This is a genomic window from Pedobacter sp. T50_32 (assembly GCF_057652195.1).
The window spans coordinates 229,282-243,291 of the sequence record NZ_JBYFBY010000005.1; the positions used below are offsets into that span (position 1 = coordinate 229,282).

16 protein-coding genes are annotated in these 14,010 nt (G+C 36.1%); 1 reads left to right on the forward strand and 15 read right to left on the reverse strand.

All coding sequences use genetic code 11. The annotated features are described in order from the left end of the window. Nucleotides 1-26 precede the first annotated feature (26 nt). From AC23ME_RS16115 to AC23ME_RS16180, 14 genes are all read right to left on the reverse strand, one after another. Nucleotides 27-608 (reverse strand): hypothetical protein, encoded by a 582-nt coding sequence (locus AC23ME_RS16115; RefSeq protein ID WP_487728804.1) that lies wholly within the window; start codon nt 606-608, stop codon nt 27-29. 165 nt (nt 609-773) lie between these two features. After that, on the reverse strand, nt 774-1,325 hold the full coding sequence (locus AC23ME_RS16120) for a hypothetical protein (protein ID WP_487728805.1): 552 nt from the start codon (nt 1,323-1,325) through the stop codon (nt 774-776). 64 nt (nt 1,326-1,389) lie between these two features. Then, entirely contained in the window at nt 1,390-2,139 is a 750-nt protein-coding gene (locus AC23ME_RS16125; protein ID WP_487728806.1) for an energy transducer TonB, read from the reverse strand. A gap of 156 nt (nt 2,140-2,295) precedes the next feature. Further along, nucleotides 2,296-2,922, reverse strand: a complete 627-nt coding sequence (locus tag AC23ME_RS16130) for a hypothetical protein (RefSeq protein WP_487728807.1) — start codon at nt 2,920-2,922, stop codon at nt 2,296-2,298. A gap of 4 nt (nt 2,923-2,926) precedes the next feature. Beyond that, complete coding sequence (locus tag AC23ME_RS16135) at nt 2,927-3,676, reverse strand: hypothetical protein (RefSeq protein ID WP_487728808.1); 750 nt, start codon at nt 3,674-3,676, stop codon at nt 2,927-2,929. A 148-nt stretch (nt 3,677-3,824) separates the two neighbouring features. Further along, nucleotides 3,825-4,985 (reverse strand): hypothetical protein, encoded by a 1,161-nt coding sequence (locus tag AC23ME_RS16140; RefSeq protein ID WP_487728809.1) that lies wholly within the window; start codon nt 4,983-4,985, stop codon nt 3,825-3,827. A 26-nt stretch (nt 4,986-5,011) separates the two neighbouring features. Next, nucleotides 5,012-5,830, reverse strand: coding sequence for a hypothetical protein (locus AC23ME_RS16145; RefSeq protein ID WP_487728810.1), 819 nt, complete (start codon nt 5,828-5,830; stop codon nt 5,012-5,014). 35 nt (nt 5,831-5,865) lie between these two features. Next, nucleotides 5,866-6,453 carry a YcxB family protein gene (locus AC23ME_RS16150; protein ID WP_487728811.1) on the reverse strand — a complete coding sequence of 196 codons (588 nt, stop codon included), beginning with the start codon at nt 6,451-6,453 and terminating at the stop codon, nt 5,866-5,868. A gap of 264 nt (nt 6,454-6,717) precedes the next feature. Next, a complete protein-coding gene (locus AC23ME_RS16155) occupies nt 6,718-7,356 on the reverse strand; it encodes a hypothetical protein (protein WP_487728812.1) in 639 nt (212 codons plus the stop codon). A 30-nt stretch (nt 7,357-7,386) separates the two neighbouring features. Next, complete coding sequence (locus AC23ME_RS16160; RefSeq protein ID WP_487728813.1) at nt 7,387-8,229, reverse strand: hypothetical protein; 843 nt, start codon at nt 8,227-8,229, stop codon at nt 7,387-7,389. 64 nt (nt 8,230-8,293) lie between these two features. After that, nucleotides 8,294-9,364, reverse strand: a complete 1,071-nt coding sequence (locus tag AC23ME_RS16165; protein ID WP_487728814.1) for a DUF6688 domain-containing protein — start codon at nt 9,362-9,364, stop codon at nt 8,294-8,296. 4 nt (nt 9,365-9,368) lie between these two features. Then, on the reverse strand, nt 9,369-10,277 hold the full coding sequence (locus tag AC23ME_RS16170) for a DUF6694 family lipoprotein (RefSeq protein ID WP_487728815.1): 909 nt from the start codon (nt 10,275-10,277) through the stop codon (nt 9,369-9,371). A 4-nt stretch (nt 10,278-10,281) separates the two neighbouring features. Next, nucleotides 10,282-11,103 (reverse strand): toxin-antitoxin system YwqK family antitoxin, encoded by an 822-nt coding sequence (locus tag AC23ME_RS16175; RefSeq protein ID WP_487728816.1) that lies wholly within the window; start codon nt 11,101-11,103, stop codon nt 10,282-10,284. Nucleotides 11,104-11,209: 106 nt separating this feature from the next. Further along, nucleotides 11,210-12,622 (reverse strand): sensor histidine kinase, encoded by a 1,413-nt coding sequence (locus tag AC23ME_RS16180; protein WP_487728817.1) that lies wholly within the window; start codon nt 12,620-12,622, stop codon nt 11,210-11,212. A 142-nt stretch (nt 12,623-12,764) separates the two neighbouring features. On the opposite strand from AC23ME_RS16180, the gene AC23ME_RS16185 reads away from it, so the two are divergent. Continuing rightward, the gene (locus AC23ME_RS16185; RefSeq protein WP_487728818.1) at nt 12,765-13,223 is read left to right on the forward strand and encodes a hypothetical protein; all 459 of its coding nucleotides are present in this window, start codon (nt 12,765-12,767) and stop codon (nt 13,221-13,223) included. A 33-nt stretch (nt 13,224-13,256) separates the two neighbouring features. On the opposite strand, the gene AC23ME_RS16190 is transcribed toward AC23ME_RS16185, so the two are convergent. Further along, complete coding sequence (locus tag AC23ME_RS16190) at nt 13,257-13,619, reverse strand: hypothetical protein (RefSeq protein ID WP_487728819.1); 363 nt, start codon at nt 13,617-13,619, stop codon at nt 13,257-13,259. Nucleotides 13,620-14,010: the final 391 nt, after the last annotated feature.

Here is a 14,010-nt window from a genome sequence, read left to right on the forward strand (position 1 = left end):
TCTTAGTGTTCTTTGTGGCAAATTAATTAATAATTAAATGATGTTTTTTCTCTTAAAATATGTTCGGTTTGTAGGGTGTCTTTTTCGAAGAAATATTTAATAGTTACACTGCTATCGGTTTGGCTGATGAACTTCGCATCAATTGCGTTCCGAATTTTAAGCCATGTACTATCGTTTTGTTTAATTTCATCGGCATCTTCGAGTAGTATTTTATCGAATAACAAGCCATCTTTAACTATTTGTATTCGTGGTCTGCCCATAACGCCGTAACCTACAGTTTGCACCTTGAGGTGGTTTTCTAAGGTAAAATGATTAAATCGGCCACTCCCCGAACCTGATAAAATAATGCCGAAAAAAGGTATCGCCATTGGCAAAATGGTTAAAATTAAACCTGCAACAAGCAACCAGAAATATATTTTAGCCCATAGTTTTTTCCAGAAACTGAAAGCCGTAATTGGCGTTAATACTAACCAAATCCAGAAGATTACCCTATCGCTCCAATAGCCAACAAAACTCATTTGCCAAAACCAATAAAGTGCTACATTTAGCGTAATTAAAGCACAAACGAATAGGTAAATTCGGATTAAGATTTGTTTTTTATTTTCCATGTTTTTTATCATCTGGCTAATACCCGACGCGATGCATCGGGTTGCCTATAAATAACCCTTGCAGGGTTACCAGTTTGGTGTCAAATAAGTGCTTAACAAGCAGGGTTTTAAGTCTTGCGTATGCATATCCCAACGGCAACGCCTTGGGTTTTTAGTCGCTCAATTCTACCTCTCCGGCAACTGATAATTTAACAACCCATACTTTTTAAGCAACCAGCCCGAGCCACCAGATTTTCCATTTACCTTTTCATACCCACTTGTACCGCAATGGCAAGGGCCAACGGGCCCGAACATTCCGTAATTATATTCAGCGGTGTAATTAAAATCTGATAATAAATAAGTGCGGTTAGCAATCACCACAATAATCCAATCGTTAATATGTAGCTTGTCGAACGGCATCATAATCATTTGGGTTTCAAAATCATCAGGCTGTACAAAATTTATCGTCGTATCTCTAATCATAAGTTTATCTCTTTTGAGGTAAAACCTAATCTCTTTCAGTTCCTTTTTCGTAAAACCGTTAACCTTAATCTCAAAATTTCCTTCCACAGTTTTAATCGTGTCGCAAACCTCTTTTTGGTGACGAATGGCTTCTTTCTTTTTGCTGTATCGGTTCCATTCTATGCTTCCCCAAACAAAAGCAACTAGCAGTAAAATCACTCCCACAATTACTGCAATAAAAATTCCTATAATTTTGAAAATCTTTTTTGTAGTCATTTGGTTTTGGGTTTTTCCAACTAGTCTTCGACAAGCTCAGACTGATATCAGATTTATAAGATTACTACTGCGTTCTAAAACTCACTGGCATGGTAAAGTACGACCTCACATTTTTACCCTTAAGCTTCGCTGGGCTCCATTTTGGCATCCGTTTTAATACACGAATAACCTCTTCATCGCAACCATAACCCAATTTTCTTACAATCTGGATGTTGCTAATCGAACCATCTAACTCTACCGTAAACTTGACCTGCACGGTTCCGTTCACACCATTTTCCACCGCTTCATCAGGGTATTGTATGTTATTGGCAAGAAACTGTCTGGCCTTGTTTATCCCGCCAGGAAACTCTGCTGGTATATCAACCTTTCCTAGGTAACCTGTAGTGTCATTAGGTGGCAAAGGCTCAATTGGAGCTTTCGCCGGCACTGCCGAAACTGCTCTTACACCTTTTGTTAACGATAGTAAACCCTTTTCATTTTGCGTATAAATGTTCACATAACTAGCTAATTTATTTTCCTTAACAAAAAAAAGGATGCGGTTATCCATCACTTCAAAACTCCCACTTTTAATCGTGTCGCCAGTTTTTCGGTTCACAATATGCTTCAATTCCTTGCCAATTCTCTTCGCATTGCCCACTCGGTACAAATTATAAAATGCTGTATCGTTTTGCGCTTTAGCACTGCCTTTACTTAGGTTCATAATATAGCTAGTTTTGCCTACCTCGAATTGAAAATCAGGAGTTCTGCCTTGTGCAAAAGACAATGCCGAGACGCCGAAAATAAGCATTGCAGTAAGTTTAAATTTAGTTATCATAGGTTTTTGTAAATGTTTGTTAGTATTTCATCGGTTTTGTAGCCCTGCCATTCGCTTTACTTCTCCCGATATAAATCGGGATTGTGCTCGCTTCTGTCAGGTTTAATTAACTTATTTCATTGCTTTTGGGCGAGGTTTTAAAACCCACCGCCTTAGCTATTTCTTCAAAAAAGCTTGTTCATCCACTTTTTCGAATTCCTTTTTATCCTCATGCCACAAATAAGCTTTGTAATAAACTTTTTTGGCTTCCATATTTTCTCTGCAAATGCTGGCAATAAAAAGCCTGCTTGTAAGCCTTCCAATGGCTCTGTCGTCTGCAAATAGGCACGAATTTTCTTCGCCCAAAGGCAAATCGTAAATTTTGCCATCTCTAATATCAATCATAAAACCCATAATGCAACCAGCACCACAACCAAAAATTGATGTCACATAATAACCAGCAAAATCAACTTCATTGGTTTTATAAGCATCAGTAATTCGGGTTCTAAAATCTCTAGCTTCGGGATAGCTGGTCCAATCTATGGGTGCATGTTTGGCTATTTTTTCAGCATCAACGTTGTATCGCTCAAAATCCAGGCTGTCGTTGTAGTTGATGCTTACTTCCTCTGGTTCCACTGCAACATGAGTAACGGTATCCGCAACAGCTGTTTCATCAACTTTTGCCATTACAGCGGTATCGTCACTCCCAACTTCAACAGCTTCAGTGTTGTTATTATCCGTGTTATTGCAGGCATAGCTCAACGCAATTAACCCGAGTAAAATGTATTTAGTTATGTTTTTCATCAGTTCAGAATGTTAACTTCTGTTTTCTTTTTTCTATAATTTCTGCAAAGTCTATCTTATCTCCAGTTGGGCTATCTCCGTCATCAAACACCGAATAGTTTAATAAATATCTGCCATCTTTCTCGTAGGCATTCATTCTAAAGCCCATCAATGCGATATCAGTTATGCCTTTGTCTTTTTCGCCAATTAATACGTATTCAGAAATCACTTCATCAGGTAAATTACTATCACGCCATACGCTAAAATGCCTCCAGAAAAACATTTCATTATCCTTAAAATTGTTGTAAAAGTTGGTTGCCTGTAACATGTGCCTTCTCGAGATAGAGATAATAACCTTATCTGTATTTAATTTTTCGCAAGTGGCATTAATGAAATTCGGGTCGAAGATTTTTTCGTTAGAGTAGTCGCCAGGTTCATTGAAATAAATTAAATCCTTCCACTCTTCTGTAGTGAAAAGCTCGTAGTCAACTTCTCTGATGTTATTTTGCCATTCATCAATTAAGTGCATCAACTGTTCTGCTTCAGATTTTTGGATGTAAGAAAATCTATCGTTGATGTCTTGTACGAAAATCAAAGTCAAATCAGCAACCAAAGGTTTATGGTAAATACGGTCGAAGTTTTGGCTATTTACGTTTTTAATACGAGGGTAAACCTTGTATTTCAATTTTTCCTCGATGCTATATTCTGGTTCAATGGGTTTAACTTCTTGAACTGGCTCTGTTTTCTTTCCGAATAGGTTTTTTAAAAAATTCATAGGTGTGGTTTTTTAATATATTCTTTCCAAATAATCTAATTGGTCGTCATTGCGAGGTACGAAGCAATCTTACAACTATCGCTTTAGGATTGCTTCGTGCCTCGCAATGACGGATTTATAATTTAAATGTTTTCATAGGAGTTCAGATTTAAATCAGCGTAATGCCCAGCTCAGCTAAATACGCTTTTGGCAAATAAATTTCACCGGTTTTTGGGTTGTAAGAGAATGTGCTATCCTCTCTACCATCTTTACGTATGGTTATCGTACAACCTCGCTCATATAAACTTACTTTAACATTTGCCTTAGCTTCAAAAATACGTTTGCTAATTTCATCTGTTTCTTGTAGCGAGAATATGGTAATGCCGTTCTCTAATTTTTTAACATAAAAGAAAGGCTTAAATGGTTTTTTCTCCTCAGGTTCTTCTTCTGAACTACTTCTACTGCGCCCCATACTTGGAGAGGCCATCATTGGTGGGGCACTTTTGTAACCATGTTGTGCACTAGCCATGTTGCTCAGGTTAACTTTCAATAGTTGTTCTGCGTAATTATACAATTTATCCTCATCGGGCTTTGCCAAAACAAAAGCTTTTACCAAAACCATTTTGGCGTTGTAAAGCCTATGGTTATTGCCCTGACTTAATATGATGTAATCGAAAGTTGGATTGCTTTCGTGAATTTGCTTAATGGTAATTATCTCAACCTTTACAATTCTGTCATCTTTCGTTTCTTCTGGCCTTTTATAAAGAAATAGGTATTTATCAAAACCTTTATCAACAACTGGTTTTAAAGTTTCATCGTTGGTTAACACCACATGATGTCTTTTCATTTCTCGAATTGGAGGTGGCAAAAATCTCCCATTCTTATCTTTTCCGCCAGACACAAAAGGCTCTTGCGCATAATATTTAGCGATGATATAATTTCCAGCGCTGTAAAATTCATCGTAATCTCTGTTCATCGGAAGCGTTTTGTCTGTTTCTTCGCTTAACAAAAACTTCTTACCCTTGTTCGTAATTACAGAATAAGGCACTCCTTTTATCGACAACTGATTGCTGTACACGCTTTCGTAAACTTGTTTTGTTCCAGTTTTAGAATTAAAAATAATGTCGGGTTTTTCGCTATAATCTTGTAAGTAAATTTGATTTTTAGCTGAAATGGTCTTCGCATATTTATGGCTCGGTTTTATAGCTTCGTTGCCCAAAGTATCGGTTATACCATGTTTGCCGTTAACACTAAATGCGTGGTATTTCTGCTGTGCAAAAGCTATATTAAAGGTAATGGTCAACGTAATTAATAAGACTGAATTTTTCATTTTAAGGTTGTTGTTTTTGTGAGAATTTAATATCCTGTTACCAGCAAATTCCTTGACGCTTTTAAACTGCATTTTTGAAATTTAGTATAGGCTAATGCCGCTTTACTACGAGCTTGCTCGGCAGTGCCGCCATTTACATAACTGTTTAACGCATCATGTAAAATATAAGCCTCGGGGGCCATGAGTCCGGTGGTCCAAACAATAGGATTTGCTTTTGCAGCAGTTAAATGTGGTGCAAAATATTTCTTGCTGATACATGCTAAAATTATCGCATCGCGTTGTTTGCCATCGGCATTGGTGAAGTTTTCGTTTAATTGGAAATCCATTAAACCATCATGACCAATGTAAGCCACCATTTTTGCATTGCCGTTAATCCCGATGGTGGTTTTGTTAACTCGAACCGTATCTTTCAACTGTCCGGCAGCGCTGTAAAGAAAATCTGTAGTTGTTTTTTTGATGTATTGCCCATCGTAGGCATCTGCAACGAGGTAGTAATGTTTGCTGATGTGCTTAAACACCAAACGTTCCATTCGTATTTTATCGAGCTTTTGGGTTCTAAGTAATTTCCATTCCTTGCTTTTTTTGAAGTAAGTTTTTACACCGTAAGCACAGCCCCAATACAAGTTGTTAGCGGGATCTTGTCCATTACCGATAGCTTTTGGAACGGGTACAATGCCTTGATATTTATTATCGCACAGCGCCACAAAAACGTGGATAGTTTTAGTTGCAGCATCATAACTGGCTACATTTTTCATCTGGCTTTTGGTAGTGGTCGATGGTTTTGTTTTGGCATCGCAACTGGTAGCTAATGCGATAAACAAGAGGTAAATTTTTAATATTTTCATATGTTGTAGTTTTAATCATTAAGTTAATAAGAAGATTAAGATTTTTTCCAAATCTCAGTTCCATTGAACTTTTTCGATTTAATATGTTGCTGCGCCATTAAAAATAACCTGAATTCTTGCAAATCTGCTTCGTTATCAAAAGCTTTTTTCGGAATAATAGAGTGCTTTCTACCTATAAACAAAATAATAAACTCTTCGTTTTCTGCTTTTTTGGTAAATGTTTTCCAGCTTACAAATCCATCTGTTTCAGCTTTATTTTCTTGTTGTACCACTTGTTGTTTGTAGGCTAGTCCCTCTGGTATTAAATTAACTGTAAAATTACCTTGGTAGAAGGGACTTTTCTTAAATGCATAAACAGGTAAGTAGTAATAATTAAGTGCTATAGCCATTAACGCTAACAGCCACACTAAAGATGTTGCCAACATTATGTTTTTCAGCGCTTTTAATAGTAGCGGATGAAATGAAGTTGGTTCATTTATTAACCAAATTAAAGCGCCAACGCCAAAAATAAAATAGCTAAAAAAGAGCATGAAAAATTTAGCCCTTGGTGTAGGGAACAAGTTAAAACGATAAGCTCTTTTGAGCTGTTCTTGATTGTAAGCGTAATTTAAGGTGATGAGCATTTTGGTAGCGTTTGTTTATAAAAAAAAAAGTCGTCATTGCGAGCTCGGCTGGCAATCGTAAAGCGATAGAAAGCTTATGTTCAATAGTTAGTTTATGAATACATGATTTGTAAAACTGACCCTGAAATAAATTCAGGGTGACGCACGATAAGCGCTCCGTCATGCTGAATTTATTTTACTGCGTAGCTTTCCGCTTCGCTACAGGTCAGCATCAGCTTCCAAGGTCTACTTGTCTAATAAAAAAAATGTACTTAGGTTAAAAGTTTACTTAATCTCACTCCATTTCATGCCTAATTTCCCCAAATACAAGGCGAAATCTTGCTTTTCTTTAGGTGTTTTTAGTTTCTGAATTAACGGAGCAGATTTTTCAGTCCAACTGTTGTAAGCCTCGTCGCTTGCTTTAATAGCTTCCTGATTTTTTTCGCTAAAAGCCTTTTTACGTTCTTGTAAAAGCGTTTCAAACGTTGCAAATTGCTGTTCAACTTCTGCATTGTCAAAATCTGGTTTCTCCATCGACGCCATTTTTTCAATGCCTTTTGCTCTCGCTTCTTCAGATGATTGCATCAATTCTTCGGGCGTAGCTTTTTTACCAGTAAAGAATAAAATCGAGAAAAATATGGCAAATGCCGAAATGGCTACGAGAGTAAAGATGCCAGCTTTACTTCCTGTGTTTTTCCATTTGGTGTAAGCCCAAAAAACCAAGGCTAAACCTAAAATCAGCATCGAAATTGCTAAACCCGTATTGCCAAATAATTCGTAAACTGGGTATAAAATTCTTGGAATTCTGTAGCTGTACTGTTCCTGAAAGTAAAATGTGCCCTGACTAAAAATTCCAGCACCGATAAAGGTGATGGCTACGGCTTTAATTTTTTCGCCGATGTTTGCTGTTTTGTTGTTTTCCATTAGATAGATATAAATATGTGAGGTATAATGTTAATTGTTTTCGTATTCAAACCATTCAAAAATATAGGCTTCGTTTTTTTGTTCTTTATCTTTAAAAAAGTCAATAGGTTTACCATATAATAACTCCATGGCTTTTGCGTCAAATTTATAGGGGCATTCGTCTATGCTTAATCGGCAATACACTTTTATAGGCGTTAAAAAAATGCGTTCATTGTTGGTGTTATAACCACCAAAATTAGGCCCTCCATCAGCAACAGTAAAATAGTATTCGCAACGTTTATGTACTATCGTTCTGCTTTTAATGTCGTTTTCAAATTTTTCCTTACCATAATCTTTGTAATATTCAGCAGGGGTATAGCCTTTTAATTTATCAGGCAAAGCCATTAATTCGGCAAGGCTAAGGGTTACGTACAAGTTAAAATATAAGAAGTACTTATTCGTTATGTGTTCTACAAAGTAATATTTCTTTTCACCCAAGCGGCGTTCATTCAGCTTATCTAATTCTTTTCGCTTAGCTAGATATTCGGCTTCTTCTTTAATAATTTCTTTGTGATATTTTATTTTTTTGAAAATTTTCGGGTCTATGTTTTTCTCGTCGACACGTAGCACATACTGCGCAATGTTATAAACCACTCTGCCATTTTTATAATAGCTGATATAGGCATTAAAAGGCGGGATAGCACTCATCATACTTACATCTACAATTAGCGGTACTAAATCATTCGGTTTAACGACGCAATATTGTTCGTTTCCAATTGTTGCTATCAAAAAATCAGTTTCTGGGTTAAAACCGGGGATAAAATCGCCTGTTGGCTTACGTTGTCCGAAAATGCCCATTCCTCTAGAAATTGTACTTTTTATATTCTCTGGCATTTTGATAGATTTTACTTCTTGCCCAATACAATTAATTGAAACAAGCATTAATAAAATGATGATTTTAAATCGCATACTGCTTGTTTATTTTTTCTTCGGGTTTGGTACTGCATAAATAGAGTACCGCTAAAAAGAAATACTCTAAAGGTTTCATTAAAATATAAACTGCGTTTGATGCTTTGGCTGTAGTAATTTTCTTGGATAGGGGATAGCCATATTTATCGTAAAAATCTCTAATCACTTTGTGTAAGCGAGGTGCATTTTCTTGTATCAATTCTTCAAAAGCATTGGCAATTAGCAGTTGTCGGTTTACTATAATTTCATGTCCATGTCTTTTACCTAAACGAAGTGGTTTTACAACTTTTGGGTCGCCACATACAGCAACCGTACATAAATAATGACCTTCGTGTTCTAAAAATGGTGGATGTGTTTTTTGAGAAAAAGTCCAGGTGGTAGTTTCCGTAAATACTTTGGTTATGGAATTGGCATCTTGCCCGAAAAGCATTAAAATAGCCACAATTATTGCAAATGTAGGGATGAACATTAGGAAAATCCACAAGGGTTGCTGTTTGGTATTGGCTAGTTTTTGATTTAACAGGTTTAAATATTTATTGCGATAAGTTTTTGTACTTGCAGAACTTGCTTCTTGGTCTACAATTTTAACGAAAACTAAAAACGTACCCACGAGATAAAAGAAGGGCAATAAGGCAAATAAAAATGTTTCTGTTGCTTGCTCGGTGTTGGTGCTGGTTTGTAAGATAACCATAGCACTTATTGGTATGCCGATGATTAGAAGAACAACAAAGAGTGTAAACAGTAGTGGTGGCAATGCCCTTCCTCTGTACCAAAGTTTTATTAGTGCCAAAATGGATAACACAAAAAACACCAAGAGCGTAGGTAAATGTTTGGATGCGAATGGTGTGTAGCCCCCATCAACAATATCGATAGCGGTGTAATAATCATCGCCATTAAATACCCAAACTAAGCAGAATAAGCCTAAAGAAATTGCAAATGCACTAATGAAAGCAAACTCGCCAATTAAGACAATGCGTTTGGTATTTCGCCTCAATTCTTTGTAGATGAGGAAGCCAATTATAGGACAAAAAATAAAAAATACAATGATTACGCCTATCATTGAGCTATGGGTATTGTTTTCTATCAGTTAACTCCAATTCATCTAGCGTTCCTTTTAGCGCTTTTAGCCCCTTAATCTCTTCATTCAACGCTTTAATCTCACTATCTAAAGCGGTAATATCTACTTTTGGTCTTTCAATCGTTCCGCCTTTTTTAGTAGTGATTTTTGTTGCATAAGCCTTTATCACTAAATCATAAGGCACAAAATCTGTTATCGGATATTTCGCTGTTTTCCATAAGTTAGAATGTTCCCTAGCTTCTGATAACAATGGTTGATGATGCTCATAAGTTTCATTTGGTTTGATGGCGTAATCATCGTTAAAAGTTCCGCCTTGCCCTTGTGCTGCAATTCTTTCTCCATTTTTTTTAGAGAAAATCTCGATGTTGAACATGTATTCGCCTATTAAATTTTCGGTAGAAGTGTTGGTGAAAACCAAATCTAAATAAGGCATCTTTGGGTCATCAGAAAAAAATTGGTCTTCGCTGATGGAAATCTTAGTTAGTTTAAATGCCTCTACTTGTTTAATTACTTTTGCAACTTCTAGTTTGCTTTTTTCTAAGCTGTCTATTTCTGTAGTTTTTTGAGCTATCTTTTCTTTATTGTCAGCAGCTAAAAAATCTTCAGCGTAGCTGATGATCCCACTGTAAGTTTTGCCATCAATCATTTCCATCGAGATTTTATCGAAAGATTTTCCCTCATATTTTTCAGGCGAATTCCATTTTTCTTTCATCGCTTTTAGCAAAACAACCCTCAAAGCTTTTTCAAGGTTTCCCTTTTCTGCTTTATTCAATTTCTCTTCCATTTTAGCTTTCGAAGTTTTAAAAGATTGCTCGTCTTTACTAGATATTGTGGGGCCGCAAGAGGATAAGAATACAATAAAGGAGAACAGAAGTGCTAAGTAGTGATTTTTCATTAAATTATTTCTTTTGAGATTGATTATAAATTGCTTCGCTAACTTTTTCGCCGTTGAGATAGTAGTGGGTAAAAAGCACAGAACCATCTGGCTTGTACATGTGCGAAACTCCGTGGCGTTTGTCTTTTGAAAATTCGGAGTCCATATTTTTTTTGCCCATTACAAAAGTAGTAGACACACCATCTTTCAAGTCGTCTTTGTAATTGGTTTCGGTCAATAGCTCCCCATTATTGTAAACACGGTAAACACCATCTAGCAAATCATTTTTATAGTTGGCTTCTATGGTCAGCTTACCATCAGAACTATAATTTTTTGATGTTCCATGTTTTAAGTCGTTTTCGTAATAAGTTTCGGTAGTTAAGTTATTGCCAAAAAATGTTTGCGATAAACCGTGTTTTTTATCGGCTTTGTATCCAGACCTATTAATGACTTGGCCATCGCTGTACATTTCGCTGATGCCATTTTTTTTACCGTCTTTGTATTGTTGGCGCAACCAAACTTTGCTTTCTCTGTCGTAGTTTTCTTTGAGGCCATTGCGTACGCCATTTTTGTAATAAAGCTTACACTCCATTCTTCCGCTTTGCGAATACCAAAATGCCTCGCCAGTAATAATGCCTTTTTTGATATTGTAAAGTGCGAAACCACCTTCATCAAAAGGAATTTTGTACTGTCCTTGCAACAGTTTGTTGTTTAAGCTGAGTACCAATTCAGAACTATCTGCATTGTATTCTTTTTGCAGGTGTTTCCACTTAATTTCTTCGGGCAGTTGGGCAAGCAGCGTAATGTGAGTGAATAGTAGAAGTAGCGCAAAGGAAAATTTCTTCATGTATGGGCTATAATTATCGATTAATAATCTTTACCAAATACAATACCAATAAATGCGGAAGTTGTAAATTTATGAAGCTATTTCTGGATATTTTGCAGCATCTAAATTAGTGCAAAATGGGAAGTTGAACAGTAAACACGGTTCCCTCGCCAACCACAGAGGCAACAGTAATTTCTCCACCAAGTTTGCTCACCATTTCTTTTACGAGGTAAAGGCCAATTCCACTACCTTTATTTTGGTGCGAGGTAACATAAAACATTTCGAAAATTCTAGATTGATGTTCTTCTTGTACCCCAATCCCATTATCTTCAAAGACGATGTGTAAAATATTTTCCTCTACTTTTGAATAAATGCGGATAAACGATGATGTTTTCTCGTAATCAGCATATTTTATTGCATTAGAAAGAAGGTTTCTACAAATGATATCTAGCCTAAACGCATCAATCAAAACAGTAATCGGGGTAATATCATAGCTGATTTCCGTTTTTGTGTCAACGCTATACTTAAGGTCTTGAACTATAGGTTCAAAGAAAGTGGGTAGATAAATTTCTTGGTTACGAATATCAAATCTTTTGTTTTTTGAGAACTGAATAATCTTTAATATAAAATCGTCTTGCCTAGACAAAATCTGCATCATTAACGAAAAATATTCGTTGCGTTGAGTTTCTGATTTTTCGCTTTCGGCCAAAGCGATAATTCCTTTTAATGCGGTGATGGGACTTCGTAAATCGTGGGAAACACTGTGGGTAAAAAGGTCTAGCTCCTCATTGGTTTTTTTCAGTACTGCGTTCTTAGCCATCGTACTTTTTTGTAATACCGATAACCTATGGATATACTTTACTGATAGCCCAACAATGCAGATAAAAATAATAAACGCAATGACTGTGTTAATGGTGAGCACAGTTTTATTTACCAATTTAATACTCCCGCTTAGTGCTTGGTCAAATTCATCGCCTTTAATGGTGAGTTGCCGGCATCGCAAATCAATTTCATTTGTTAACGCTTGTTTTTGCGGGCTACTGATAACAACGCCATTCGAAGTTAGTTGATGAATACTCTTGCCCAAAGCTTCAAGTTCGATAATTAACAAATCGGCATCTTTCCAAATTCTAACGGCTTTTTCAAACCTATCTAGAGATTTGAAATTACTATAGACCCAAATGATGTTATCTAAATCCTCGGCTCTGTTTTTGGCTAGGCTAAGATGCCTTTTAATGATTTCAGTATCTGCATTGCTATCTAAAGCTAATCTGGCCAAGCTATCTTGAATTGGAATCTGTAAATTCTTCAAGAAGCTTTTGTAATGAACTTCGTTTGTGGTAAATACGTAATTAGTTAGGTTTCTCGAAGCTTCTTGCTGTGCCTTCATGTAAAAAGACTGCCCAGAAGTAAACGCCCGAATACCATCTATAGCTTTAAGTCCGTAGTGGTTTAAGGTTACAATTAACGCAATAGAAATGAAAATATAAATTACATAGTTGTAGATGATTACTTTGGTTTGTTTCTTTAAAGTAGTCATATTGAGCGTAGCGCAAGCACATTAATAATAGCGTTAAAATACAGGTTAAAATTTTAAAAGCAAAATGTTTCATTAAGAGCTTATAGTTTTATCGTGTAGCGAAATTAATTGCTCCTACGTATGGACTAAAAAATATTTAGTTATGATCAGAACCATATCATTAATAGGCTTGCTAATTATTGCGCTAGGATTTAACTCTTGCGAGAAGAGCCAAGTAAAAGCAATTGAAGAAATTGGTTATGGCACTTCTTTTGGCATGTGCCTAGGTTATTGTGTTAACGAGGTTGCTATTGGTGCGGATAAAATTACTTTTTCGAAGAGGAAAAATGGAGATGTGCCTGATACAAAAAACTGTACTAAAGCAATTACTGAAGCCGAAGTAAGCGAATTGAAGTTGCTTGTTGTGGCAAACGAGTTTAATAAACTGCCAGAAACGATAGGCTGCCCAGATTGTGCCGACGGTGGTGCAGAATGGATTTCTTTAAAATTAGAAGGAAAAGTAAAAAAGGTAACTTTTGAATACGGCAAGGCGCCAGATGCATTAAAAAAGTTAGCCCAAAAACTAAAGGAAATTAGAGAGGGGTTTGCAGATTGTAATTAATTATCAATTTGGTTTTAAAAGATGGTTGATGTTTTAGAAAAGGTTGTTTTTTAGAACGTTCCATGGTACGGTTGTACTTTCAAGATAATTATCTAATTTCTTTTGCTCTTCTGTTGGAATGCTGTCTTTAAATTTTTTGGCATCTATGATCCAATCTGAATAAGCTATGCTGAAGTTGTTTCTTTTTGCTTTGTCTTTAATTTTTGCTGCGGTACCGAGTTCGTTAAATAGTTCCTCAAAAGATTTAAGGTGCTTATTAAGGTTGTCGTTCTTAAATCTGGGCGTAACTAAGCCAGCTTTATTAAAGTAATTGGTACCGTCTGTTTTATTACCGCTGGAGCATGAATAGCATAAGCTGATCAAAATGATTAGTGTAAAATATTTAATTGTTTTCATTGGTGTAAAGTGATGTTTGTTGGTTAATAAAACCCCGATTACAAACCTTATACCAAATTCGATATTGTTGTGAACATCTCCTTAAACCCTTTTTGTTGAGCTTTTAAGGAGATTTTGTTCGCTTTAGTAAAATGGGGAATGAGAGATGAAGCATAAAATAAATTCTACGTTTTATATAGACTTTTTCCTGCCTGCGACTTGGATTGATTTTAATAGCAGTGTTTTGAGTTTTATCGAAAAGCTTACTTGGTTTAGAGCGCCTTGTTTTGCCAGCTAAACCCGATTGGAGCGGTAATCCTTTTTGTGGCGTCATTTTCGAACGAAGAGAGAAATCTCAGAGTTAGTTGCTTTTATGTAACAGATTTTTCTCTATGTTCGAAATGACAGAAGG